This window comes from Muricauda sp. SCSIO 64092, from assembly GCF_023016285.1.
Classification (GTDB): domain Bacteria; phylum Bacteroidota; class Bacteroidia; order Flavobacteriales; family Flavobacteriaceae; genus Croceivirga.
Map to the genome: position 1 here is coordinate 4,551,899 of NZ_CP095413.1, position 25,131 is coordinate 4,577,029.

General features: G+C 42.3%; 21 protein-coding genes, 2 tRNA genes and 1 pseudogene. 7 read left to right on the forward strand and 17 right to left on the reverse strand.

Annotation, left to right across the window (positions count from 1 at the left end; translation table 11 throughout):
- The first annotated feature begins 165 nt into the window (after nucleotides 1–165).
- The 3 genes from L0P88_RS18865 to L0P88_RS18875 all read left to right on the forward strand — a co-directional run bounded on the left by L0P88_RS18865 (nucleotide 166) and on the right by L0P88_RS18875 (nucleotide 3,862).
- The gene (locus L0P88_RS18865; protein WP_247131456.1) at nucleotides 166–2,436 is read left to right on the forward strand and encodes an aconitate hydratase; all 2,271 of its coding nucleotides are present in this window, start codon (nucleotides 166–168) and stop codon (nucleotides 2,434–2,436) included.
- A gap of 73 nt (nucleotides 2,437–2,509) precedes the next feature.
- Nucleotides 2,510–3,067, forward strand: coding sequence for a TlpA disulfide reductase family protein (locus tag L0P88_RS18870; protein WP_313791574.1), 558 nt, complete (start codon nucleotides 2,510–2,512; stop codon nucleotides 3,065–3,067).
- Nucleotides 3,068–3,130: 63 nt separating this feature from the next.
- On the forward strand, nucleotides 3,131–3,862 hold the full coding sequence (locus tag L0P88_RS18875; protein WP_247131457.1) for a DUF3291 domain-containing protein: 732 nt from the start codon (nucleotides 3,131–3,133) through the stop codon (nucleotides 3,860–3,862).
- On the opposite strand, the gene L0P88_RS18880 is transcribed toward L0P88_RS18875, so the two are convergent.
- The 6 genes from L0P88_RS18880 to L0P88_RS18905 are packed head-to-tail and all read right to left on the reverse strand — an operon-like array spanning nucleotide 3,855 to nucleotide 9,629.
- A complete protein-coding gene (locus L0P88_RS18880) occupies nucleotides 3,855–4,493 on the reverse strand; it encodes a carotenoid biosynthesis protein (RefSeq protein ID WP_247131458.1) in 639 nt (212 codons plus the stop codon). The genes L0P88_RS18875 and L0P88_RS18880 overlap by 8 nt on opposite strands.
- A complete protein-coding gene (gene crtD, locus L0P88_RS18885; RefSeq protein ID WP_247131459.1) occupies nucleotides 4,490–5,965 on the reverse strand; it encodes a 1-hydroxycarotenoid 3,4-desaturase CrtD in 1,476 nt (491 codons plus the stop codon). Before crtD ends, L0P88_RS18880 begins: the two co-directional genes overlap by 4 nt.
- Nucleotides 5,965–6,414 (reverse strand): sterol desaturase family protein, encoded by a 450-nt coding sequence (locus L0P88_RS18890; RefSeq protein WP_247131460.1) that lies wholly within the window; start codon nucleotides 6,412–6,414, stop codon nucleotides 5,965–5,967. The genes crtD and L0P88_RS18890 overlap by 1 nt, the downstream gene beginning before the upstream one ends.
- Before the next feature lie 2 nt (nucleotides 6,415–6,416).
- Nucleotides 6,417–7,256 (reverse strand): phytoene/squalene synthase family protein, encoded by an 840-nt coding sequence (locus L0P88_RS18895; protein WP_247131461.1) that lies wholly within the window; start codon nucleotides 7,254–7,256, stop codon nucleotides 6,417–6,419.
- A 2-nt stretch (nucleotides 7,257–7,258) separates the two neighbouring features.
- Nucleotides 7,259–8,713 (reverse strand): phytoene desaturase family protein, encoded by a 1,455-nt coding sequence (locus tag L0P88_RS18900; RefSeq protein ID WP_247131462.1) that lies wholly within the window; start codon nucleotides 8,711–8,713, stop codon nucleotides 7,259–7,261.
- 16 nt (nucleotides 8,714–8,729) lie between these two features.
- Nucleotides 8,730–9,629: a MerR family transcriptional regulator gene (locus L0P88_RS18905; protein ID WP_247131463.1), complete on the reverse strand. Its 900-nt coding sequence runs from the start codon at nucleotides 9,627–9,629 to the stop codon at nucleotides 8,730–8,732.
- 179 nt (nucleotides 9,630–9,808) lie between these two features.
- Between L0P88_RS18905 and L0P88_RS18910 the strand changes: the two genes are divergently transcribed.
- From L0P88_RS18910 to L0P88_RS18925, 4 genes are all read left to right on the forward strand, one after another.
- Nucleotides 9,809–9,892 (forward strand) — tRNA-Leu (locus L0P88_RS18910).
- A 13-nt stretch (nucleotides 9,893–9,905) separates the two neighbouring features.
- A complete protein-coding gene (locus L0P88_RS18915; protein ID WP_247131464.1) occupies nucleotides 9,906–10,190 on the forward strand; it encodes a GIY-YIG nuclease family protein in 285 nt (94 codons plus the stop codon).
- Nucleotides 10,191–10,242: 52 nt separating this feature from the next.
- Nucleotides 10,243–10,527, forward strand: coding sequence for a GIY-YIG nuclease family protein (locus L0P88_RS18920; protein WP_247131465.1), 285 nt, complete (start codon nucleotides 10,243–10,245; stop codon nucleotides 10,525–10,527).
- A 52-nt stretch (nucleotides 10,528–10,579) separates the two neighbouring features.
- Entirely contained in the window at nucleotides 10,580–10,864 is a 285-nt protein-coding gene (locus tag L0P88_RS18925; RefSeq protein WP_247131466.1) for a GIY-YIG nuclease family protein, read from the forward strand.
- Nucleotides 10,865–11,251: 387 nt separating this feature from the next.
- On the opposite strand, the gene L0P88_RS18930 is transcribed toward L0P88_RS18925, so the two are convergent.
- The 11 genes and pseudogenes from L0P88_RS18930 to L0P88_RS18980 all read right to left on the reverse strand — a co-directional run bounded on the left by L0P88_RS18930 (nucleotide 11,252) and on the right by L0P88_RS18980 (nucleotide 25,097).
- Nucleotides 11,252–11,905, reverse strand: coding sequence for a hypothetical protein (locus tag L0P88_RS18930; RefSeq protein ID WP_247131467.1), 654 nt, complete (start codon nucleotides 11,903–11,905; stop codon nucleotides 11,252–11,254).
- A gap of 234 nt (nucleotides 11,906–12,139) precedes the next feature.
- Nucleotides 12,140–12,619: pseudogene (locus L0P88_RS18935) on the reverse strand (transposase); the annotation flags it as partial.
- A 335-nt stretch (nucleotides 12,620–12,954) separates the two neighbouring features.
- Nucleotides 12,955–13,419 carry a hypothetical protein gene (locus tag L0P88_RS18940; RefSeq protein ID WP_247131469.1) on the reverse strand — a complete coding sequence of 155 codons (465 nt, stop codon included), beginning with the start codon at nucleotides 13,417–13,419 and terminating at the stop codon, nucleotides 12,955–12,957.
- A gap of 6 nt (nucleotides 13,420–13,425) precedes the next feature.
- Nucleotides 13,426–17,055, reverse strand: a complete 3,630-nt coding sequence (locus L0P88_RS18945) for a DUF6443 domain-containing protein (RefSeq protein ID WP_247131470.1) — start codon at nucleotides 17,053–17,055, stop codon at nucleotides 13,426–13,428.
- 18 nt (nucleotides 17,056–17,073) lie between these two features.
- Nucleotides 17,074–20,427: an RHS repeat domain-containing protein gene (locus L0P88_RS18950; RefSeq protein WP_247131471.1), complete on the reverse strand. Its 3,354-nt coding sequence runs from the start codon at nucleotides 20,425–20,427 to the stop codon at nucleotides 17,074–17,076.
- Between the two features lie 27 nt (nucleotides 20,428–20,454).
- A complete protein-coding gene (locus L0P88_RS18955) occupies nucleotides 20,455–21,285 on the reverse strand; it encodes a hypothetical protein (RefSeq protein ID WP_247131472.1) in 831 nt (276 codons plus the stop codon).
- Complete coding sequence (locus tag L0P88_RS18960; RefSeq protein WP_247131473.1) at nucleotides 21,282–22,166, reverse strand: hypothetical protein; 885 nt, start codon at nucleotides 22,164–22,166, stop codon at nucleotides 21,282–21,284. Before L0P88_RS18960 ends, L0P88_RS18955 begins: the two co-directional genes overlap by 4 nt.
- Complete coding sequence (locus L0P88_RS18965) at nucleotides 22,163–23,044, reverse strand: tail fiber protein (protein WP_247131474.1); 882 nt, start codon at nucleotides 23,042–23,044, stop codon at nucleotides 22,163–22,165. Before L0P88_RS18965 ends, L0P88_RS18960 begins: the two co-directional genes overlap by 4 nt.
- A complete protein-coding gene (locus tag L0P88_RS18970; RefSeq protein ID WP_247131475.1) occupies nucleotides 23,041–23,883 on the reverse strand; it encodes a tail fiber protein in 843 nt (280 codons plus the stop codon). The genes L0P88_RS18965 and L0P88_RS18970 overlap by 4 nt, the downstream gene beginning before the upstream one ends.
- On the reverse strand, nucleotides 23,880–24,275 hold the full coding sequence (locus L0P88_RS18975; RefSeq protein ID WP_247131476.1) for a hypothetical protein: 396 nt from the start codon (nucleotides 24,273–24,275) through the stop codon (nucleotides 23,880–23,882). The genes L0P88_RS18970 and L0P88_RS18975 overlap by 4 nt, the downstream gene beginning before the upstream one ends.
- 749 nt (nucleotides 24,276–25,024) lie before the next feature.
- A tRNA-Lys gene (locus tag L0P88_RS18980) sits at nucleotides 25,025–25,097 on the reverse strand.
- Nucleotides 25,098–25,131: the final 34 nt, after the last annotated feature.

Sequence of the window (25,131 nt, forward strand, 5' to 3'; positions counted from 1 at the left end):
CTATCATTCTATCCCATAGGGTCAGAAAACTACGATTTGTGCTTTATGTGAATACGATGAAATAGAATTAGTATAAATTGATTTTATCGTAAGAATTCGAGGCAAAAAATACTTTTGGTTTTTGTATTTTTACGGAAATACCAAATTCTTTAAAAATAATTCAACATGGCATTTGATATTGATATGATCAAAAGGGTCTATGCCCACATGGGGGAACGTGTGGACAAGGCTAGGAAACTCCTTGCTAGACCTATGACTTTAGCAGAGAAAATCCTTTATTCCCATCTATGGGACGGAAATCCTACTACGGTCTTTCAAAGAGGCAAGGATTATGTGGATTTTGCCCCGGACAGGGTAGCTTGCCAAGATGCTACGGCCCAGATGGCACTATTGCAATTTATGCATGCTGGGAAGCCCAAAGTTGCCGTTCCCACTACAGTTCATTGCGATCACTTGATTCAAGCCAAAGTAGGTGCCGATGCCGATTTAAAACGTGCCAATGAAACCAGTAATGAAGTGTTCGACTTTTTGGAGTCGGTCTCCAATAAATACGGGATTGGATTTTGGAAGCCCGGAGCAGGTATTATCCACCAAGTTGTCTTGGAGAATTATGCTTTTCCAGGGGGTATGATGATCGGTACCGATTCCCATACGGTAAATGCCGGAGGGTTGGGAATGGTCGCTATTGGGGTTGGGGGAGCAGATGCCGTTGACGTAATGGCGGGAATGCCCTGGGAACTAAAATTCCCCAAACTTATTGGAGTAAAATTGAAAGGAAAACTTTCGGGGTGGACCGCTCCTAAAGATGTTATTCTCAAAGTGGCGGATATTTTGACCGTAAAGGGAGGAACTGGGGCCATCATAGAATATTTTGGAGAAGGTGCCTTGGCCATGTCCTGTACCGGTAAGGGTACCATTTGTAATATGGGCGCAGAAGTAGGTGCTACTACCTCCACTTTTGGTTATGATGAGTCCATGGACCGTTACCTTAGGGGTACCAACAGGGCCGATGTTGCTGATGCCGCTTTGGAAGTGAAAGAACACCTAACCGCAGATGCCGGGGTTTATGATGAACCGGAAAAATACTTCGATCAGGTCATAGAAATAGATTTGAATACCTTGGAACCCCATTTAAACGGGCCCTTTACCCCGGACTTGGCGACCCCTATCTCTAAAATGAGTGAGGCTGCAAAAGAAAACGATTGGCCATTGAATGTTGAGGTGGGCTTAATAGGCTCTTGTACCAATTCGTCCTATGAAGATATTTCAAGGGCTGCTTCATTGGCCAAACAAGTAGCGGACAAAAACTTAAGAACAAAGTCCAAGTTTACCATTACCCCAGGGTCGGAACAGGTTCGTTATACAATTGAAAGGGATGGATTCATTGATACCTTCAACAATATTGGCGCTACGGTTTTTGCCAATGCCTGCGGACCTTGTATTGGGATGTGGGATCGTTATGGTGATAAAGCTGCAGATGGTCCCAGAAATACCATTGTGCACTCCTTTAACCGAAACTTTGCCAAAAGGGCGGATGGAAACCCAAATACCATGGCCTTTGTAGGTTCTCCGGAACTGGTCACCGCCATCGCCATCGCCGGCAGGTTGGATTTTAATCCAGTTTCCGACAAACTGATCAATGAGGATGGTGAAGAAGTCATGTTGGACGAACCAAGGGGGTATGAACTACCGCCAGAAGGCTTCGCTGTTGAGGATGCGGGATACATTGCTCCCAAAGAAGACGGCAGCCAGGTAGAGGTAATCGTTTCCCAGGAGTCACAGCGTTTGCAACTTTTGGCTCCTTTTGAGCCCATTCAACCTGAAAGTTTAAAGGGAATGAAATTGCTTATTAAAGCATTTGGAAAATGTACTACGGACCATATTTCCATGGCGGGCCCATGGCTTAGGTACCGTGGTCACTTGGACAATATTGCCAACAATACGCTTATTGGAGCCGTAAATGCCTACAATAAAAAGACCAATTTTGTCAAGAACCAATTGACAGGGGAATATGGTGCGGTTCCAGATACCCAGAGGGAATACAAGAAAAATGGAATTAAGACCATTGTGATAGGGGACCATAACTATGGAGAGGGCTCCTCACGTGAGCACGCAGCCATGCAGCCTCGTCACCTGGGTGTAGCTGCCGTTTTGGTTAAATCCTTTGCAAGGATCCATGAGACCAACCTTAAAAAACAAGGGATGTTGGGCCTCACTTTTGCCAATGAGAATGACTATGATCTGATTCAGGAAGATGATACGTTCAACTTTGTGGACATAGTGGATTTTGCACCCGGAAAACCGTTGACCATTGAGGTGGTCCATGCCGACGGTAGCAAAGATATTGTAATGGCCAACCATAGTTATAATGATGCACAGATTGGATGGTTCAAAGAAGGTTCTGCCCTAAATGTGATTAAAAAGGAGAACGCCTAACCCAAATAAAGTGATAACCCAAAAAACTCCTGATTCGTCAGGAGTTTTTTGATAGTACATAACCCAATTCATTATGACCAAAAAGAAGACGTTCCTTAATGTCCTGCTCATTCTTGTTGTTCTCGCTTTTTTTGTAACCCCACTTGGTCATTATGGGAAGATTTTTTTAAATCGACTTTTCTCCTTCTCTCCAGATGTTATTGAGGTTTCCAAGCGGGAACAACTACCGGATTACAACTGGCGGTTGAAGGACGCCGAATGGAACTTTTTTAATTTTGAAGCATCAAGGGGTAGGGTAGTTTTTATCAATTTTTGGGCGTCTTGGCGCCTACCTTCCGAGGCCGAACTTTCAAGTATCCAATCCCTATATGAAAAATACCGGGGTAAGATTGACTTTTACATCATTACGGATGAGGAGAGGCCCCCTGTAGAGGAGTTCATGGAAAAACAGCAATTCACCTTCCCATTGACCTATCTTATTATTGGCGATAGGGCGCCCCTGGAAATTCCCAAACCCCCATATTCCTATCTCATCGATAAGGAGGGCTTTATCGTTGTTGAACAAGAAGGTATAGCGGATTGGAACACCTCTAAAGTCCATGGGCTTATTGATGGGTTGTTGCTGCAATAGGCCAATTCCTATTTTACGTAAAAATGTGATGCTTTTGCTTCTCCCTAAATCATATCTTAGCTTATGGAGCCATTGGACGAAAAAATAATGGGACAGCTAACCACCATAAGCTTTTTTAGGTTTACAGGCCTTAAGGGAAAAATATGGGCATTTGGTATGATGCAGTTTGCCCATGCGCGAATGCGGCACGTTAAGGGAATGGAATTCTATAAACTTATGGGTACCGGAAAAGCCCAGTTCAACCCATTTCCGGATTGGTCCGTGTACGCCATACTACAGATTTGGTCAAATGAAGCTGCTGCAGATAGGTTTTTTTCGTCGAACGGACTCTTCCACCATTACCAAAAAATGTCAAAAGAGCATTGGGTTTTATATCTTAGGAACCGAATTGCCCGAGGACATTGGGATGGCTCAAATCCATTTAAAAAATCCGAAACCCTGACCGATCAAATTCCCTATGTGGCTGCCCTGACCCGTGCCACGATCAAGACAAGGTTTTTGTGGAAATTCTGGAGATTTGTCCCAAAATCCCAAACGGAGCTCTGGGGGAACAACGGTTTGATGTACACCAAGGGGGTAGGGGAGGTCCCATTTCAACAAATGGCCACCTTTAGCGTTTGGAAAGATGAAGCTTCTTTGAATGCATTTGCCTATCAGACCCAGGGCCATGTAAAGGCCATTGGGAAGACCCGGGAATTGGGATGGTATCGGGAAGAGTTATTTGCGAGGTTCCAACCCTATAGGTCCATTGGAACATGGAATGGGCAAAATCCCATTCCCGGTTTAACTAAATAGGGAATACCATAAAGTATCCAAAGAACACCATTTGAGCCAAAAATAAATGCAGACTAATATTCGTGTTCCCCTCCATTTTCGTTTTTTGGAATACGATTTGGAATATAAAGGCGACCAAGAACCATGTGATGTAGTTTTCCAGGGGAACGTGTTCCCCAAAACTCCAAAAGTCAAAACTTGGGGCACTCTGCTCCATTAAAAAATCCAGAAACACCATCAGCAACGCTCCTATGGTTCCCCTAAACCAAATGTTTTTGGTGGCTCTTTTTGAAAGCTCCCCGGTAATAAAGGTCAACAATGCCCAATTTATTCCAATAAAGAGGGGAACGCCGTCCACTTTATAACCCAGGTTCTCACCGTAATCATAACTGCCGAACAGTAGGGAATAATTGGCCCCCAGCCACTCCAGGAACATTCCGATAAAGAAAAACAATCCAAAAACGCCCCATTTTCTTTTTGAATCAAGCGGATAGACCCAAATAAAAAGTGCGGTGCACACCAAAAGATTTAAAGGGGTTTTTGGAATAAACCATTCCTTATGGCCCAATGCAATTCCGATGATACCGCTACTATGAAAAAGCCAGATAAGGAATAGGGATAGATATATTTTTTTGGAAATAACATGCTTCATAGGGCAGGTTTTTTAACCAGGTCCGATACTATTTTGGCCGAAAGCAGGCAAAGGGGTATTCCCCCTCCGGGATGCACGGAACCACCACAGAAATAAAGCCCCTTTATTTTATTGGTAAAATTGGGATGTCTTAAAAAAGCCGAAAATTTGGAATTGCTTGCAGCTCCGTATAATGCTCCTCGGTAACTACTGGTATTCCCTTCGATCCCTTTGGGTTCCAATATCATTTCTTCAACAATATGGTCCTCTAGCGTACAACCCAATATGGAGTTGAGTTTTTCAATAATCCGCTTCCTGGCCTGTTGTTTTAACGTTTTCCAATCCTGGCCATAATCCCCAGGTGTATTGATCATCACAAACCAATTCTCGCATCCTTCCGGTGCATCTTTGGATTCTTCCTTGGAAGTAATGTTTATGTAGACGGTGGGGTCTTCAAACAATGTCCTTTTATTGAAAATACAGTCAAATTCGGATTCATAATCCGCACTAAAAAAGATGTTGTGCAAGTCGAGCTCAGGGAACGTTCTTTTTATTCCCCAGTAAAAAATGAGGGCAGAGCTGGAACGTTCCTGCTCCAGAACCTTCTTTGGCTGGACTTGATCCACAAGAAGTTTTTGGTAGGTAGGGAAAATATCCATATTGCTCACCACAACGGAGGCACTTTCCTCACCGGAAGGGGTTACCACCCCAGAAACCTTTTTGTGCTTCACAGCAATACGCTCTACCGGGACGTTGAACTTAAATTCCACACCAATTTCCTTTGCCAAAGTGTATAAGGACCTTGTTATTTGATGCATTCCCCCATAGGGAAAGTAGGTGCCCAAATCCATCTCCAGATGTGGTATCATGGACATGATTCCCGGGGTTTTGTAGGGAGACGAACCATTGTAGGTGGCAAATCTGTTGAACAGCTGTACCAACTTTGGATTTTCAAAGAATTTGGAGTTCCAATCGTTCAAACTTTCATCAATTCCCATTACCCCGATTTTAGTGGCGGCTTTTAGGGTTTCCAAAGAAAGGTAGGTGCTTAGTTTGTGAAGGGATTTCTCCAAAAAGACACCTTTGGTCAGTTCGTACTTTCGTTGGTTGCCATTTAAATAGGCCAGCAATTTTTGGGGAGGTTCATTAAACTTTTGGGATGCTTCGGTAATGAATCGTTCCCTTGTGGATGCCGCGGAAAATGTGGTGCCATCTTGCCAGAAGTAATTACAGATGGTTTTCTTCCTTTTGTAGTCAAAATAATCCTTGGGATTCTTTTTGCATAGGAGAAAAAGCTCATCAACCAGCCATGGCATGGTAAACAGGGATGGTCCCATATCGAACCGAAAACCATTTACCGTTTTTTCATGAAGTTTCCCTCCGGGATAGGCATTGGACTCAAAAACGGTTACGTGATGGCCCTTGGCCCTAAGACGTATGGACGTTGCCAAACCTCCAATTCCGGCACCAATGATCACTGCCTTTTCAAGCATTATTTTTTGAAGTACTTAAAGGGAACCACCAACATACCAAAATTCTCCCCATCTTCCTTGCCCAGGTGCTTATGGTGTATTTTATGGGCCCGTCTTACCCCCCTTGCATACCAATTATTGGCACTCCTAAAAAGTTTAAAACGCTGGTGGATAAAGATGTCGTGAACCACAAAATAGGCAATTCCATAAGCCAAAATACCGAAGCCCAAGGGCCAGCCATACCAGAATGGGGTGTTATCCGCAATCATTAAAAAGGACATGCTTACCACCGCATAAAAGAGGAAGAAAGCATCGTTGCGTTCAAACCAGGAATCGTGGTCCTTATGGTGATGGTCCTTGTGGAGGCTCCAAAGAAAACCATGCATAATGTACTTATGGGTAAACCACGCCATAAATTCCATAAAGCCAAAGGTTCCCAAAAAAATGAGTATACCAAGAAAGAGTTTCATACTTACACCAAATGTAACTTATAGTTTACATAGGATTTGGCCAAAAGCCCAATTTTTTCATAGTTGGGAACACGTATCCGTGTGTTTTTTATCTCGAGTGGTGGTGTCTTTTTGAGTTTGGCCAATAACCTTTTGTAGTACTTAAAAGCGGTATAGACACCAAACTTGGCTTCTGGTGGTAATTTTTCTATTCCACTGAACCCTTTGGCAAAATCTGCCTCAATTTCCGCAACAATTCTTTTTTTGGAAGCTTCATCCAGTTCCAATAAATTGGTATTGGGGAAATACGACCGTTCCAAGAGTTCGTAATCCGCTTTTAAGTCCCTAAGGAAATTCACTTTTTGAAAAGCGGAACCCAAGGCCATCGCGGTATCTTTTAGGGAGTTGTATTTTTCCTTGTCCCCGTTCACAAAGACACAGAGGCACATTAATCCTACCACATCGGCGGAGCCATAGATATACTCCTTATATTCTGCTGTAGTGGCGTATTCCTTTTTTACGAGGTCCATGCGCATACTTTTCATAAATGCCTCAACCAGGTGCATGGGAATGTCATAGCTGTGGAATGTAAATTGAAAGGAATTTAAAATGGGATTTAAGCTGATTTTATTTTCCAGGGCACTGTAGAGTTCCTTTTCAAAATTATTGAAGAGGGTTTCCTTGTCGTAATCATGGAAGGTGTCCACGATTTCATCGGCAAAGCGGACAAAACCATAAATATTGTAAATATCGTTCCGTATTGAGGTTCCTAGCATTCTGGTGGCCAATGAAAAGGAAGTACTGTAAGATTCTGTAACGAGCTTACTACAGCCGTAGGAAACGTTATCAAATATAGCTTTCATTTTCAACAGTTTTTTAGGGTTAGTTCAGAGACCAATTTTCCAGAAATTAGGGAAGGGGGTACTCCTGGCCCCGGAACGGTCAATTGTCCTGTGAAATAGAGGTTTTCAACTTTATTACTTTTTAGGTTAGGTCTTAAAAATGCGGTCTGTGCCAAGGTGTTCGCCATACCATAGGCATTGCCCTTGTACGAATTGTACTGTTCCACAAAATCGTTCACACAAAAGCTTTCCTCGAATAAAATGTTTTCCTTCACGGACTGTTCCGTACGTTTTTCAAAACGGTCCATGATAATGTCAAAATATTGGTTCCTTAGTTCCTGGGTATCCTCCAGGCCCGGTGCAATGGGAATTAAAAAGAAGCCGGCCTCACATCCCTCGGGGGCCATGGTCCCATCTGTTTTGGATGGAAAATTGGCATAGAACAAAGGCTCGGACGGCCATTTGGGATGGTCGTAGATTTCTTCGGCATGCAGCTCAAAATTCGTGTCAAAGAATAGGTTGTGGTGTTCTATCTTTTGCAGCTTTTTGCTGAAACCCACGTAAAATAGGAGGGAGGATGGGGCATAGGTCTTTTTGTCCCAGTAGCGTTCTGAATATTGTCTGTATTTGTGGTCCAAAAGGGTTTCGGAATGATGGTAGTCCGCACCACTGATAACAATATCGGCAACAATCCTATTCCCTTTGGAAACGATTCCACTTACCTTTCCTTGGGCTACTTCAATCTTTTCTACCGGGCTGTTTGTATAAAAACGGACGCCAAGTTCTTCCGCCAGACTTTTCATGGCCTTTATGATTTCGTACATGCCCCCTTTTGGGTGCCATGTCCCAAGACCAAAATCGGCAAAGTTCATAAAGCTGTAAAAAGAAGGGGTCTTACTGGGTTTTGCCCCAAGGAACAAAACGGGAAATTCCAATGTTGAAATCAATTTTGGATTTTGGAACCTTTTTCTGACTTCTTGACTAATGGACTTAAAAAATTGGTCTACCCGTAACACCGTGTCCTTGGTGACCAACTCCAATGGGGACAGTCCCGGTTTAAGGACAATTTTATTGATAGCGATATTGTAGTTGTCCTGCGCTTTCCCTATGAAGCTTCGTAAGGGTTCACTGCTTCCCGTTTCAATCCGTTCGAACTCCTCACATATTTTGTCCATGCAGTCACCAATGGTGATCACATCATCGGAAAAGAAGATTTTATAGGCGGGGTCCAATTTATCCAGTTGATAGTAATCCGAAGTGGATTTGCCAAAATCAGAAAAGAATTTCTCAAAAATATCCGGCATCCAATACCAACTTGGTCCAATGTCAAAGGTGAAGCCATCCTTTTGAAGTTGTCTGGCCCGGCCACCAACGGTTCCGTTCTTTTCAAAAACGGAGACCTTGCATCCGGATTTGGCCAGATAACATGCCGCCGAAAGGGAGGAAAAACCCGAACCGATGATAACAACCTTTTTCATTTTTTTGTAAAAGCGATTACATATGACTCATTAAACGCTCAATGGAATTAAACGTCCTAATGGACTCCGGAAGGTCTTCGTTCAATAAGTGCTGTACTTGGTGTCCCAATATCCAAAGTTTGGAATTGCCCAGGGAGTTCACATCTTTTTCAAAGTTTTCAATGTACTTTTCTATTTCGTCCTTGGTGGGCGAAACAGTGAAGTAGGACACAAAATGCACATTTTCGTAGTACTTAATAATGTCCACAAGGTTTTCAATGGGCATGGTCTGTCCCAAATAGATGGCTTTGTACCCTTTTAGATTAATTTCATAATTCAGAAAGAGCAGTCCCAACTCATGGATTTCATTCTCCGGGAGAAACAGCACAAATACCTTGTCCTTCCGGGTAGGTTCAATAATTTGTAATTTCTCCGTATTAATGTATATCTTTTGTTTGATGAGATTGGTAATAAAATGCTCGTGGGACGGACTAATGGTATCCGTTTGCCAAAGCAGTCCAAGCTCATTCAATAAGGGGATAAAGACCTCAATGAATATTTCCCTAAAGGAACGTTCTGCCAATAAACTATTGTACGTATTAAAGAAAAGGGCTTGATCAAAATTGATCATGGAGAGCTTAAAGGCATTTATGGCATGGCTCTTTTCGCTGTTTTTGGCCACAATTTCACGGACCAGGACCGGAATTTCACTTTCCGGTATTTTGGCGATTTTTGAAATCTTATAGCCGTTATGGTAAAGCAGGACTATGTTTAATAATTTTTGTAGACTTTTTAAACTATACGTCCTAATGTTGGTGACGGTCCTTTCGGGGGAAAAAAGATTGTAGCGCTTTTCCCATATCCGTATGGTATGCGCCTTGATTCCTGAAAGGTTCTCCATATCACGGATACTAAAGGATTTTTTAACGTTGTTCATTTTTTATCTGGAATCGTTAAACAAATCTACAATTTAAATCCTTCCAAGTTGATAAACAAGCGTTAAAATTTAACAATTCACCGTATTTACGGCCTATTGGACAAAAAAATCCCTTGGAAAACCAAGGGACGAGTGTTGTGTCCAAGAGAAGAATTTATGTATTTTTGCCCACCTAAAATGCCCACGTGGTGGAATTGGTAGACACGCTACCTTGAGGGGGTAGTGGGAGCAATCCCGTGGAAGTTCGAATCTTCTCGTGGGCACAAACCTTCGCTTTTGGGATTTCATGTCTACATCCTCTACAGTCCAAAGTTTGACAAGTATTATGTCGGCCAAACCATGGCCCTGACCAACCGTTTGGATCGACATAACTCGGGTCTGGTCAAATCCACAGCACCCTACCGATTATGGAAAGTGGTTTGGACCACCGAAAAGGATTCCAGGGGAGAGGCGATGATACTGGAGCGGAAACTTAAAAACCTTTCCAAGGCCCGACTGCAAAAGTTCATCGAAAAGTATAGTGGAAATCCCGACGATGGCTCCACCATATCGGGATGCTGACAGGTAAACCTCGTCAGCATTCGAATCTTCTCGTGGGCACAAACCTCCGTTTTTGGGATTTCATGTCTACATCCTCTACAGTCCAAAGTTTGACAAGTATTATGTCGGCCAAACCATGGCCCTGACCAACCGTTTGGATCGACATAACTCGGGTCTGGTCAAATCCACAGCACCCTACCGATTATGGAAAGTAGTTTGGATGACCGAAAAGAATTCCAGGGGGGAGGCCATGATACTGGAGCGGAAACTTAAAAACCTTTCCAAGGCCCGACTGCAAAAGTTCATCGAAAAGTATGGTGGAAGTCCCGACGATGGCTCCGCCATATCGGGATGCTGACAGGTATGCCTCGTCAGCATTCGAATCTTCTCGTGGGCACAAACCTTCGCTTTTGGGATTTCATGTCTACATCCTCTACAGTCCAAAGTTTGACAAGTATTATGTCGGCCAAACCATGGCCCTGACCAACCGTTTGGATCGACATAACTCGGGTCTGTTCAAATCCACAGCACCCTACCGATTATGGAAAGTGGTTTGGACCACCGAAAAGGATTCCAGGGGAGAGGCGATGATACTGGAGCGGAAACTTAAAAACCTTTCCAAGGCCCGACTGCAAAAGTTCATCGAAAAGTATAGTGGAAGTCCCGACGATGGCTCCACCATATCGGGATGCTGACAGGTAAACCCCGTCAGCATTCGAATCTTCTCGTGGGCACAAACCCGGAATGCTGACAAGAAAAGCCTAGTCGGCATTCCAATCTTCTCGGGTCATTAAAACTAAAAGACCATTTTATAGCTAACAATAATGTGAACGGACCAGTATGGCGGAGTCAACAAGGTATTCAATGTTTTTAGAGGTGAAAAAACAGATACTACCAAAAGAACCACAACAATATTGCCGTGGTTCTTTTGGTTTATTTGCTTTACCGCCAGTGTAAATTTAGCAGTAAGGTGGGAACGCGATACGCTTTGCTAATCGGGCACTAACTGGGCAGGAGGGTAATCACAGCAAAACCGCCATTTCGGCGGTTTTTTGCTTGATGTTTTAATTTAAAATATCGCTTCAGAATTTGGCGCTAGTGCCATTCATAATGTTTTTGAGTTCATTGATTTTATCTTCAACGGCTTTACCCAGAAATTTACCTTCACTAATATCGAGTAATCGACTTATATAATTTTTATCCATAAAAGAGAAGAAGTCATGATTGATTATCATATTGAAAACTCTCATATGACTTCTGTAATCCATGGTTCTTTTTAAATTTTCCAAGAGCTCTACAAGATAGGTTAGCCTGTTTTCCTTATCATACAACATTAGATTCATCAACATTTGGTTTCTAACAATAAGACGTTCCTTGATTCTCTTGTTAAAGTCTCTCAATCTATCAAATGACGACTTCCTCTTGGAATAATAAATATCATATGTTTCTACTTGGAAGTCTAAAACACTTAATTTTATGAGGTAATGATTGGAGCACACAAGCAAACCCATAAAAGAATCAAACAGTTCATTATCTTCTAGTTTTAAATCGGAAGCCAAATCAACTAATGAAGACACAATCCAATAATCTGAGCTCTTTTGGATATTTTTCTTTATAAATTTTATAAAATAAGCCTTATCCTCGAAATTGTAAGAGACATCGTTTTCGTCTAAAAAATCAATCTTCTCGGAAAGTGAGAGCTGTTCAAATTCTATTATGGAAAAGCTATTTTGCATCTGTCAAATTATCTTCTTCCTGTTCCAGTTCCTTTTTCGGAACCTTTCTTTTGCTTATTTCTCTGTCCACGAGCTTTTTGCTCTTTTTGCAATTTACGCTTTCTAGCTTTCCCCCTGCTAGCGCTCGTTTGCAACGAGTGCTATAGTAGCAACAATTTATGCCAAAAAACCAATCTCATCTATTTCCAGAATAGTATGATCACCCGCAAAATTCCGTGCACTACTATATTTTCATTCCGTTGGTTCAGTAACAAAACCGGATTCAACTGGATTGTTGTGAACATAATCAATCTTCTGTTTGATGACAGATGTGCTCCAAAGCTCAATGGGCTTGTTATGGTGTTGCCAAAATTGATATTTTGATATGTTGCCTTTCTTTTTCCCGCCATGTTCAAACATCCAAAGCAACCATTCTTTTCTACTCTCTTGTGGATTTTCCTCAATGGCACGGATCATCTTCTTCGCAGTGTATTTTTTGAAATCCCTTAACAAAGCTGTTGGATTCTCATTGGAATCCCGAAATATGAAATGAATATGGCTTGGCATAAAGCAGTAGGCATACAGTTCCAACCCCTTTTCCTTTCGACAATAATCAACACTGGTAGCCAAAACCTGAAAGTATTCCTCCCGTACAAAAACATCCAACCAATATACAGTGGCAAAGCTTACAAAGTAAGCGGCCGTCGGATTCTGGAATTTGTACTTTCTGCTCATATAGTTCTAAAAATACAAAACCATGACTTTTACTCAGAACCATTTTTTCTGGTATGGCACCCGTCACAGACGAGCGCTAGCGAGGGGGTAACAAAAAAGCCACAACATAAGTCATGGCTTCTTTTGGGTTTTTTATGTTTTTTGCCTACTCGATACGGCACTCGTCAGAGACGAGCGCTAGCGGGGGGGAACACCCTATGTTGACAACTTAAAATATGCCGCATAAAATTTTAACATTCATAGGCTTGGTTTTATCATAGAATACGGGGGATACGCTTTGCTGATTGCGCACAAGTAGGGAATGAGCACAACGAGTACTGAGCCGAGAATAGCAACTAAATCCAGTTATATAACCTCCAGTTATTTTCCAGTTTTTCTATTAATAAAGTATCATTCCATACCCCCCACGGAGACAATTTTTTTTGCTCTTCCGTTAACGTTTCAACAGATTCCCGTTCCCAGGTTTCTGAGTTTACAATATGCCATCCCTCGCCAAACGGATTTTCTGTCCTGTAATATTTCGGGCACGAAAATTCTTTATCCAAAGCAACATTGCCTACAAAAGAAACAATGTTTTTTTTGTGTGCGGCCTTTAAAGGAAAATCAAGATAAAAATAATCTTCGGATACTACCATTTTTTCAATTGACTTAGGCTCTTCTTGAAATAAAGAATAAAACACTTTTATCTTTTCAACTTCAGAAGTATCCTTGGGATATTTTACAAATTGTAAGTATGCTTTACCTTTCGATGTTTCTAATTCAAAGAGATCTCCTAATTCTATCTTTTTTTTTAGCTTCATAAATATTTATTTTATACCGATTGTGCTCAATAATTCATATCCTCTTTTTAGAGCAGCCGCATACTTTGGATTGGTCTTCGCAATACTATTTATTTTATTGAGTAGTTGCCCTGTTTGTCCCGATTTACCCCCTAATTTATAGATTTCTATTAAAGCCTGTTCCACTGCACGCGCATCAGCTTTAGTGAGGTTTTTCAATAAAGGTTGAATTACAAAACCTCTTGCTCTTAAATGTTCGGCTGCTCTTCTAGCAAAATTATTGGTAATCCCAACATATTTAAAACCTTTGGCACCTTTAGCAAAGTAAACTACATATTTTGCCGCATTTTTAAGCCCTCCTATTAAAGGGGATACTTCGAATTCCATGGGATCTACCTTGGCAGAAAGAAGAAATCCATCTGGCAATACTTCCAGGGAACTAGAAAATAAGTCATCCATCTCTAGATAATCTCCAACTTCATAGTTTTTTCCTTTTTGTTCTTTTCCTATAACATTCTCAGCGGTTCTTTCATTAAGATATATATTATCATCCCCATCATCTTTAGCATCAATTATTTGCCCTGTTTCATCAACGACTATTGATGCATCAGATAAAACCGAACGAAAATCACTAAACTTTTCGTTGAAATGCTCGTCGTTTGCTTCATGAATCTCATCAGTATCGGCCCAAGGAAACCGCCAAGATCGCATCCCGTCAGGATCAATATAATAGATAGGATTGTTAAAGGCATAGTTATATGGACTGTGCCGACGCATTTCCTCTGCCAAGGGGTCTATGCTCATCCATCGGCCCAATTCGGGATCGTAACTACGGGCGCCAAAGTCATAACTATCCCAATCCCAATTGTCTTCATATTGTTTATCCCCAAATTTCCATTGTTGCCCCACACTATTTCCCAAAGCAGTTACACCATCATTATATCCCTTATGCTTTAGACCAAAGGGGTAGTAGTTGTTTTCCTCAATAATTTCGGTGACATTGGGGTCCGTACTTACGGTGATACTTCCATCCCCATTGGCATCGGAATAGCTGAGGCGGACATTTTCCAGATGATCGGTATACTGATACACATAGTCGTACCCTTCCGCTCCGTTGGGGGTCACATACCCTTCAGATATAGGGAAAAAGGAAAGTGCCCCATCGGTATACACAAACCCATTGGAATACTCTGTGACTGCACCATTGCTCACTTCCTTTTTGAGTCGATTTCCGGAGGCATCATAGGTATAGTTGATTCGTTGCGAACTGCTATGGTTAAATTTGATTTCCTTGGGTAAATCCAGATGATTGTACGTTATTCCGTTATGAGAACCGGTACCTATAGCCTTGTTCAGATCCCGAATAAGATTGCCGTTGGGATCATAATGGAATTCGTTAGCTTGATCGACCCCATCCGTAAACCCATACGTATCGTTTCCGTTATCCAGCACTTTGATTAATTTGTTCGATGAACTACTGTAACCAAAAACCAATCTGTCCATATCTGTAAAAATGGAACCGCTGTTTTGCCACCCATTTCTGTCCAACTTGATTAAGTTACCATTCTTGTCATAATCAAGATTGGAAACTGAATACCTTCCATTGGTAAAAGTTGCACTCTTTATTCTATCCAATGCATCATAGCTATAGGCATACCACCGTAAGGTGTTGTCATTTTTTGATTTCCACGCTACCTCGGCAATATTGCCATTGAATCTTGGTGATGCACCATGGTCCACTTCATTGTAGTTTACTTTAAACCCAAAAAGGTCATTCCCTAGATTACCGGGATCATTAAGCTGTCTAAGCCATCCCCTTATGTTGTATTTGTAATCATAAGTTTGCAATGGACTGGCAGCGGTATGGCCCACTTTTTTTGCCCGTAGGTTTCCCAACGCATCATAAGAATTTTCGGCGATGAGTTCCGAACTGGCGACACTTGAAATCTTGGCTGAAAAACTAATGGTGGCCGTAGCTTTAAAATGAAAACCAGAGGCCAATGTTATGCTATTGGATGCAAGTTCGGTAACACTGCTGGTAATGACCGTATCGTAAATTGGGTTGGTAGGCAAACTGGGGTCCACCGTTCCACATTCGGAAATGCCATCCCTGCCTATGCATTGTTTATGCGAAAGCAACCTGTCCCATTCGTCATAGGTGAATTTATCAATGATTACAATCTCTTCTGCGCTTCCTTTTTGATGTCGATGTTTGGTCTGTTGTATATTTCCTGTGAAGTCCAAAAGGTGTTCCACTCTGTCCGTTGTATTTAAAAAGGGATTTTTGGCGGCCGAAAAGATTTCCCTTCCTTTTTCGTCATATCCCAGCACATTTGTGATCCATTCATTGCCATCCAACACCCTTGTCTTTGTAACTGTAGGTAAACCCTGTATTTCTGACGTTATTGTTTGGTTGAAAACGGAAGAGGGTATGCCCAACCCATCCATATCCACATAGGCGTCATAATATGTAATGGAGTGCAATTCGCCTATGCTGGTTGTGGGAAATGCGTTATTGGTATAGTACAGGGACGTGTTATCAATGATAATGGTATTGTCTTGTTTTTCTTCCCAAAGGACGGTATGATTGTCCACCACAGTTTGAAGACTCCCCCGATTTGAATCGCTGTCAAAAAAACCCGTGTACAGTATTCTCCCCAAAACATCGTATTTCGTGAACAACCATAGCTCCCGTAGGGCCAAGTTTGCATCCTGTGTAAGAACCGGTTGGTCCAGTTTGTTGTACACTATGGATTCCCAACCCCTTCCAGGCAATTTCTTTTCAATTAATCGGTTTCGCTTATCGTATTTGTATTGGTAACACAATTCGTTCAATTCGGTAGTGGAAACGCCATCGGCAATATTCACTTTTGGGGTCACAACAAATGTCAAATTATCATAATCGTCATATATATAATAGGTGTCATGGGGGATTTCGTTCTCGTAGTTCCGTTTTAATACCAACATCCCCTGTTTGTCCATAAATTCCTCTCTGGTCCGGTCCTTTAAGGTTCCGGAATGATCTTCGTTACGGTATACATTTTTAATCAAAGTATTTACCGCATAGTATGAAGAACCACTGGCAACTAATTGGGGTTGCTCTGTATTTTCTCCCGTGAAACTTACGTCGAACAATCGTACTTCCTGGGCATCATTTAGGAGGTATTCAAACTCCTGTTCATTTCCACTTCCCATCCGCCAATCCCGTCCGGGTGCCGATATTTTCTCTACCCGGTTTAACGGGGATTTACCATATCTTTTATCGCTAAAATTGGGATAGGAATAGTCATAGTCTGAATTCGAATAAAAATCGTCGCAAAAACTGCTATGGGCTCCGGCGGATTTCATACCGTTACTTGTCGAACTAATACAGGGTAAAGGCTCTAGGGATAGCCTTCCAATTTTGTCGAATTCGGTGTAATTGACAATGTCCTGCTGCTGTCCACCAGCCCTAACATCGATGCGTTGTTCCGGCCTTCCCATACCGTCAAAATAAGTGACCGTAATGTTCTTTTCACCAGCACCTACGGTACCTTGTTGCCCTGGTTGTACTTCCTTTTTGTAATGTGTGGTTTTTATATAGTTTTCCGTGCTCGTTTGACTCCAAGCCATTGAAGAAATTAGTAGCGCAAAAACCAAAATTTGAAGATGTTTCATGCTTTCCAGTTTACTAGCTTAGTTTTTATAATGGTATTCGTTTTCCGATACAATATTCCCCTCACTATCCTTTATACTTTCCAGACGATTAAAAGCGTCATATTGATAATACACGGTATAGCCTCGAGTATCGGTCATGCTGGTCAATCCCACCAACGGATCGTAGGTATAGGTCATAAGTTTTACTTCCTTACCCGAACTTTCCAGGCTTTGTCTTAATTTGGTCAACCAACTTCTCAAGGTGTTTTCAGAACTGGCGCTCACATCCAAATCCGCATAGTCCGATAGGTCCTGTAGCGTTTTCCCATCGGTGGCCATATACCTATTGTTGATCTCATCATAGGTCATTTCCCCTTCAATTTGGGCAATCGGATATTGCAATTCGTAACCATAGACATATACTACATAAGAACCATTCGATTTTGAGGCTTGTAAAAGGTTGCCCAGATTGTCATATTTACCGAGCACTACACGTTCTTCTAATGCATTTATTCCTTTGGCGTCCTTAACGAACTCCGGTAACATCATGCCATTATCGGGGTTTTTAAACAAAGTCCGTTGTGAGTGGATTCGTACCCCATCTTTTAGCCGATCGGTCTGGACCACTGTACCTCTTTGATGGCGGTTGTCCTTGTTCAGTTGGGCGATATTCAAGCGATCGGTTGTGGTAATTGTTTCTCCCGGCAAGCTGGAGTTCGAGATTACATCGTCCGGATAATAGTACTCCTCCCTAAGCACATCACTTTTACTATCCACGGTCTCCTTGGCGGTTAGCTGATGATGTTTTGTACTGTTATGTTCATATGTATACACCGTTGATAAGCTTTTTGGGGTTCCGGAACTATAATCATACTGCGTTTTTGTCTGGGTGTGCAATACATTCCATCCCGCCAAATGATAGTAACTTCCGATACGACCTCGATACCCGCCTCCAGAGTGCAGCGCAGGAATTTTTTGGTACTCCTTTATCTCGTAATTATTCTCCTCGGCGAGTTCTAAATTTCCTTGTGAATCATAAATCTCTTTCCGCAACAATTTGCCTCGGTTCCAATCATAATTGGGATTGGGAGGGAAAGGATGGTAGGATGACCGTTCCGTAGCCATATTGATGTCAAATGCCTCATAATCGGTGATGGTGTTCTTATAGATATATTCCCCGTTCGTACTGGACCAATCCTCTTGCAATACGCCAAAAGAGGCCGGTACGTCATAAAAATATTTGGTATAGCCCAACCATCGATATGGTGGACTAAAATCATCCTCTCCGCTATAAAAAACTTCTTCGACTTCTTCATAGCCAACAAACGACCCATGGGTCATAGCCAACTCATTTTGGGGGAGAGAAAAAAAAGTACTCCGATAATAATCTTGGCTACCCGTAAGTGCGTGTTCGGCAAATTGCGGAAGTGCCATAATTCGCCCCGAGTCCGTCCCATTTTCATGCTTATATTTAAAACGGCGTATATAAATTCGATCATCGCCATCCACCCGCATATGCGGATCTGTTTGGATGTATTCTATTCTTAACCCACCCGCTTTCTCACTTTTACCTTCCAAATAAAAAGTGTTCAGTTCGTTGACAATTGTGACATCAACCCCGGTAGGGTAGGTAATGCCCGTTAAGGATTCTGCTTTGGTACCCCCCAAACTAGGGCTACGATCGACTGCCGTAGCTATGACCCCATCCCCGTCTGCATGGTCAAAAATCCATTCGCTGCCCGAATATGTGGTTCTAGGGTATATGGAATATCTTGACAAACGGGTGGACGAGACCGGATCGGTACCATAATACCATAGTTTGGTCAAGCCATATCCATCTACGGTATTGGGCTTGTAGTAGCCCCAATAATCAGTTTGGTTGGACATTTTATTGGGCAAGGACGCATTATAGTAATGAAACTGATGGGTGAGTGGCTGAACACCGGATACTCCTTGATTCTGGATTAAGGAATTCAACCGTAGTCTTTTGTACAACGGCTTGTCAATAGTCGGTAAGGAACCGCTATAATCAGTGGCCAAATTGTACGTGGTGTTAAAAGTCCACTTCGTGATTAAATCGTTGGTATGGGATTTTACCTCTATGCGGTCCAATCGTCTGGAATTTGAGGAATTTAAGACCGGATAACTACTCGAAAAACCCGAAAGAATATCCTCCCTAACGCTACCAGCCAGAAAAACCACTTCCCCACCCTTCCAACTAATTCTGGATAACCGTTTACCATGGATTTGGCTAGCGGAATGGTCAACACTGGATATAACAGGGAAGAAAAAGCTATTCTCTTCATCATAATCAAAGTCCGGAAGGGATTCTTCATATCCCGTTTGTTGGATGTTGGGCGGACTCTTTGTAATCATGTCCTCGTCAACATAGGTAAAAACAATTTCCTCCAAGCTATTGAGATTGACAATCTTGGAGAGTTTCCATGTGGAATTATGGGGATTTCCCAAATACGTGTTGAAGTCAGCAGTACTAATGTAGGTCCGGTTTCCTGAATTTGGGTCCCAATTAGACTTCGCATAGCCATTTCCAGGGCTGTATGTAGGGCTGAAGACATTATATTGTCCGTCTTGAAGCCAACCTCCTGCATCCCCTGTAGTGTAGGTTTTGGTCAACTCGGCACTTTCAAAAATGTATTTTATCCCTTCAGGAGTGAGTACATCAAAGCCTATGATTTTTTTGTCACTACCATGCCGGGGGATGATGGTAAGGTCGGATACCGTTAAATTGATGATCTTACCTTCTTCTTCAAATACAAACTTTCCGGTGTAACCCCCAAAATTGTAATAAAAGATATCTGGAGAAGCATCGCGCCTTCCTTGTTTTGTCCTTGCAATGAGGTTAGAACAGACTGAATTGTAATGTTGGGAACAGGATTGGTCGGAAGAATTTCCATTTAAATAAGATATCATGGCATTAATTCGATTTGGACTAAATAAATGACCTACATCCTCATGGGCACGGCCATAGTATACGATGCCACTATCATGAAATGATAGCGTTTTTTTTAAATCATCGGGTAGCCCAACAACTTTTCTTGAGATGGACCCCCCAGCGGCCAAAGACCAGCCTAAACCGACCCATGAGGCTTCTTCACTTACTTTGATTCCCGAAGGGTGATAGTTTAATGCAATTGGAACTTCCATTCCCGCATACGATATCGTATAAAGGGGAATAGCGATTTCCGCCACTCCGGTATAGGGCTTCACCGGTACGTCTACATACTTTTGTAGTTCCGCTGTATTGGGAGCCACCGTATTTTTATATACCATGGTGCGGTAGGAGTCCGAAATATCGTCATCCGCCTGTCCCGGTACTTCAAAAGGAATCAGCCCCATACCCATAAACAATAGTAATATGAATGTTTTTTTCATCTGTTGATTATTTAATTCAATTAGTAATTAGTTGTTTTTTTGTTCCAAGATTTGGGTTATTTGCTTTTCAAGTTTCTGGATATTCTCAAACAGCAACCGATTCTGTATTTTCAATTCCTTAATGCCCTCAAGTTTTTTTTCTTGTTGTATGCAGTACAAGGTCAACTCCTCAATCTTTTCCAACAAAAGCTTGTTCATTTCCCCCAGTTCAATACCATTTTCTTTCACTTCTTGGGCAGATGGAATATTGATAAGGTGGCCCTTTTCCTTGATGTGTTTTTCCACTTCTTGCAGCGTGGGGAGATCATAGTCTTCCTTAAAAACATAATCTGCCCAGCCGGTTTCTACTTTGATTTCTTCCGCAAGGATTTTGCCTTTTACCGCTAGTTTATAGGTACCGGGATTGGTGGTTCCAATGCCTAGATTGGAAAGGAAATAGGAGTTGGTTTTCCCGAATTCCCAGATTTGCTCAAAATCGGCAAAGTCCACTTTATCTGTCGAATTGTTCCAGGCATGGTTATACCCTTTAAGTTTTCCATCCACATAATCAAGTTCCATGACCAATGCCGCTCCAGGACCCCAATTGGGAACAAACATGTTTTTATTCCCCAAACTGCCAATATCTCCATAACTGCTATAATCCAGAATAGCGTTACTGCCAATCCAACTGCTATTGGATAGCCCAAAATTTCCTAAGGTCAGGTATGATCCGACTCGTATTTGGGTCCCTCTGAAATCATCAGTTACCCAATTTCTTTGGAAATAGTGGTATTTACTGTTTGTCCCTAGGGAATATAACGGAGTTTGAGCGCATACCCATATCGGGAAAAGCATGCTCAGTACGATAAAAGACTTCATTTTCTTAAGTGTTTAATAGATTTTTTGATTTCTTCATTTTCCTTTTTTAATGCGATTACATAAAGGGTCAACTCCTCAATTTTTTCCAACAAAAGTTTGTTCATTTCTCCCAGTTCAATCCCATTTTCTTCCACTTCTTGGGCAGTAGGGATATTGATGAGATGCCCTTTTTCTTGGATGTGTTGTTCCACTTCTTGCAAAGTGGGTAGATTATAGTCTTCCTTAAAAACATAATCTGCCCAGCCGGTTTCCACTTTGATTTCTTCTGCACGGATTTTTCCTTTTACGGCCAGTTTCCAATTACCTTCAATGGTTTTGGTCCCTATACCCACATTGCCATTTCCTATATTGATTACAAAGGTGTCCCATCGGTTCCCCCCTTGGGCGGAATGCCATGGGGCAATACCAAATTGGTTTTCCCCAAAGTTTTCCGAAAATCCCATATCCACACCGATGATATCCCCATCTTGTCGCAGTTGTATCATTGGGTTATCGGCTTCATTATTGTTATCGGTATCCGCTTCCAATCTAAAAATGGCGTCCCCCGAAGTTCCACTACTCACATTAAATAGGCTCTTGGGTGTTGTTGTTCCAATCCCGATAAAGCCATTATTGTCCAGGGTTATCCCTTTTTCGGGGTTCACACCTTTGCTTAGGTGAAATGTTTTTTTCTGGTTATCGATCCATAATCTGGAGGTAATTTCTCCCGAATTTGTCCATAAATTAATTCCTTGTTCAGGCCCATTTCCATAGATTTGAAGTTTGCCGTGCGAAGGACTTGTGGTACCTATACCTGCGTTTCCATTAGGTGGGAAATGATTTGTTTGAGCATTTATTAGATAGCTAAGTGCACATACCAGTAAGAGCATCATTCTTTTCATTCCATGCAATTTTGAATTAGTTTTTTCATTTCTTCCATTGATTTTTGTTGTAGGGCCAACTCCTTTTCTATACTGCTGATCTTCGAATTTTTGGCGAGCAACAATTCTTGTTGTAAAATCATGTATAAAGTCAACTCCTCGATCTTCTCCAAGAGTTTCATGTCCATTTCGCCCAGTTGAATACCATTGGTCTCGAGTTCTTTGGCCGAGGGGATATTGGGCAAATGCCCGTGTTCTTGAATGTAATTTTGGACTTCTTCCAGGGATTTGAGGTCATACCCCTCCTTAAAGACATAATCCGGGGCGGGAACGGTAAGGTCTACCTGGACCTCTTCGGGATGGATATCCCCTTTTACGGCAAGTTTGGCATCTGGAGCAGTGGTGCCAATGCCTACATTGCCAAACTTATTTATGGTCATGTGGGTAATGGGATAGCCAATTATGGATGGCAAGGTTCCCAAACGAAGATTTCCCCTAACGCCATCAAAACGCACTTCGGCAGAATACTTATCGGGGTCTAAATCGGATGTGCCGTTAGGTTCATAAGAGTGGTAAAAATACAATATGGCGTGACCTCCCTGATGAAACGCCATGGAGTTACCAATCTGTAACTTATCCTGTGGGGAGGTTGTTCCAATGCCGATATTACCACCAGATTTGACGGTCAACCATTCTTTGGTGGTAGTGGCATCTTCAAACACGCCCCAGCGATCACCCATAACCATACCACTGGCCCAAACACCGTTGGTTGAATTGCTTTGAAATAAGCTGACATTGTTGGGGGAATTTAAAACCAACTTTCGGTAGCTCTCGATCAAATCCTGCGCCGTCACTATGGTGGAAAGCAAAAGTGACAGCATAAGGGAAAGCGTTTTCATAGTTTTGTTTTTAAGATTGATTCCAGTTTTTCGAATTTTCCCCCATATTCCCTATTCCTGTTTTCCAACTCAATTACATATAGGGTCAGCTCTTCAATCTTCTCCAAAAGCTTCATATTCATTTCGCCCAGTTCAATACCATTGGCCTCCAGTTCTATGGCCGAGGGGATATTGGGCAAATGCCCGTGTTTTTTGATATAGTTTTGGACTTCTTCCAGGGATTTGAGGTCATACCCCTCCTTAAAAACATAATCGGGAGCGGGAACGGTAAGGTCTACCTGGACCTCTTCGGCATGGATATCCCCTTTTACGGCAAGCTTGGCGTCCGGGGCAGTGGTGCCGATGCCCACTTTGCCGTTATAGGCCAGATAGAGATCATTTTCCCCATAATTGATCCGTCCAAATTTCGCAGTTTCAATAACGGGATCCCCGCCATTGGGCAGTACGCCATCCAGAATAACACCCCCTGTCCAGGCCGACTGATCCAAAAACACCTTTAGTTGGGGAATTGCCGCAGTAAAATTGACTTCCAAGTGGGCTTTTACCCCATCCGAGCTGATACGGGCTTCTGACCAATGCCCACCGTCACTGAGGGAGACCAGATTGAGCCCTCCATAGGAAGACCATCCCTTAAACCATGAAATCTTGGCCACCCTTGGTTGGGAAGCGCCTCCTTGGGTCATCAGGACAACTTCGTTATAACCCCTGCCATAGGCACCATCCAATCGCGCCACCCGTTTCCATCCCGGTGCATCAACCTCTACCGTTTTGTTGCTATGATGTTGTGGGAAAATACATTGGAACATAAGATAGGCTACCAATAGACATACATTTTTCATGGCTCGTTTGCTTTTAAGAGGTTCTCTAATTTTTTTAATCGTTTTTCTTGATGGTGGACCAAATTGTATAAAGCTGCTATTTGTCCATCCTTTAGAAGTAGTTTTTTCTCCTGTGACAAGATGTAAAGCATCAACTCCTCAATCTTCTCTAAGAGTTTCATGTCCATTTCGCCCAGTTGAATACCATTGGTCTCGAGTTCTTTGGCCGAAGGGATATTGGGCCTATCCGTATAGATATGACCAAGGGAGGTAATAAAAGATCCTAGTTCAATGGTTCCATGATTGGTGGTAAAGGTGTGTTTGGTAAATTCGTTGTAGGCGACCTGTGCGTTTGCCAAAAAGGACAAAAGCAAGGTGCCAATGGGCAGCACGGCCCGGTAGGTGGTTTTCATATAGCGCGTTCTTCGTTAGGCGGATGATTTTAAAAGAAAAATCGTTTATAAAAGAAAGATTAATCTTGTTAAATTTTTATGATAAAAATCATAATACCCTATTTTGTTTGTCGTCATCAAACTATCCTTTAACCAGTGTGAAGTAGCTCGGTTGCTTCGCTACGGTAATAGCAAAACTTTTAAAAGGGTAACACTGCAGCGGTACAACCCTATCGGCCTTTGGTGGTTGGATTTCCCGGTCGCTTCGCTCCTTCGAAATGACGCTCTCAACATAAAGGTCATTTCGAGCGTATGTGAGAAATCTCGATAACAACAAAACCAAAACTTACGTCCATAGCTTCAACTAAACTTTTATGGTTTGTGATGCCCTGGCAGTACAGCCCTGTCTAGCTTTTTCGGGTATGGCGGGGCAGTGGATATAGCAGTTGAACCATGGTTTTACCGCCATGAACGTAAGGTTTTGGAAAGTTTAACCTAAAGTCTTGGAAAGATGAACTTAATGTCTTCGAAAGATGAACTTAAAGTCCTAAAGGGTTGAAGTTAGGTTTTGGCAGCAGTACAACCCCGTTGGCCTTTGGTCGGTACTGCGGAGCAGCGTCATTGGAAGGTCCAAAACCTATTTTTTCCAGAGGTAATTTGTAAAACCCAAATTTCCAGGGATCTGCCTATAGGAAGAGGGGGGCTTTCTACAATAACAAGGATGTTGGAACTAAAAAACCCCGTAAACTTTAATTTATGGGGTCTTAAAGTGACCTGACTGGGGCTCGAACCCAGGACCCTCTCCTTAAAAGGGAGATGCTCTACCAACTGAGCTATCAGGTCATTAAAAAAAAACGTAACCCCATTGGGTTAAGCG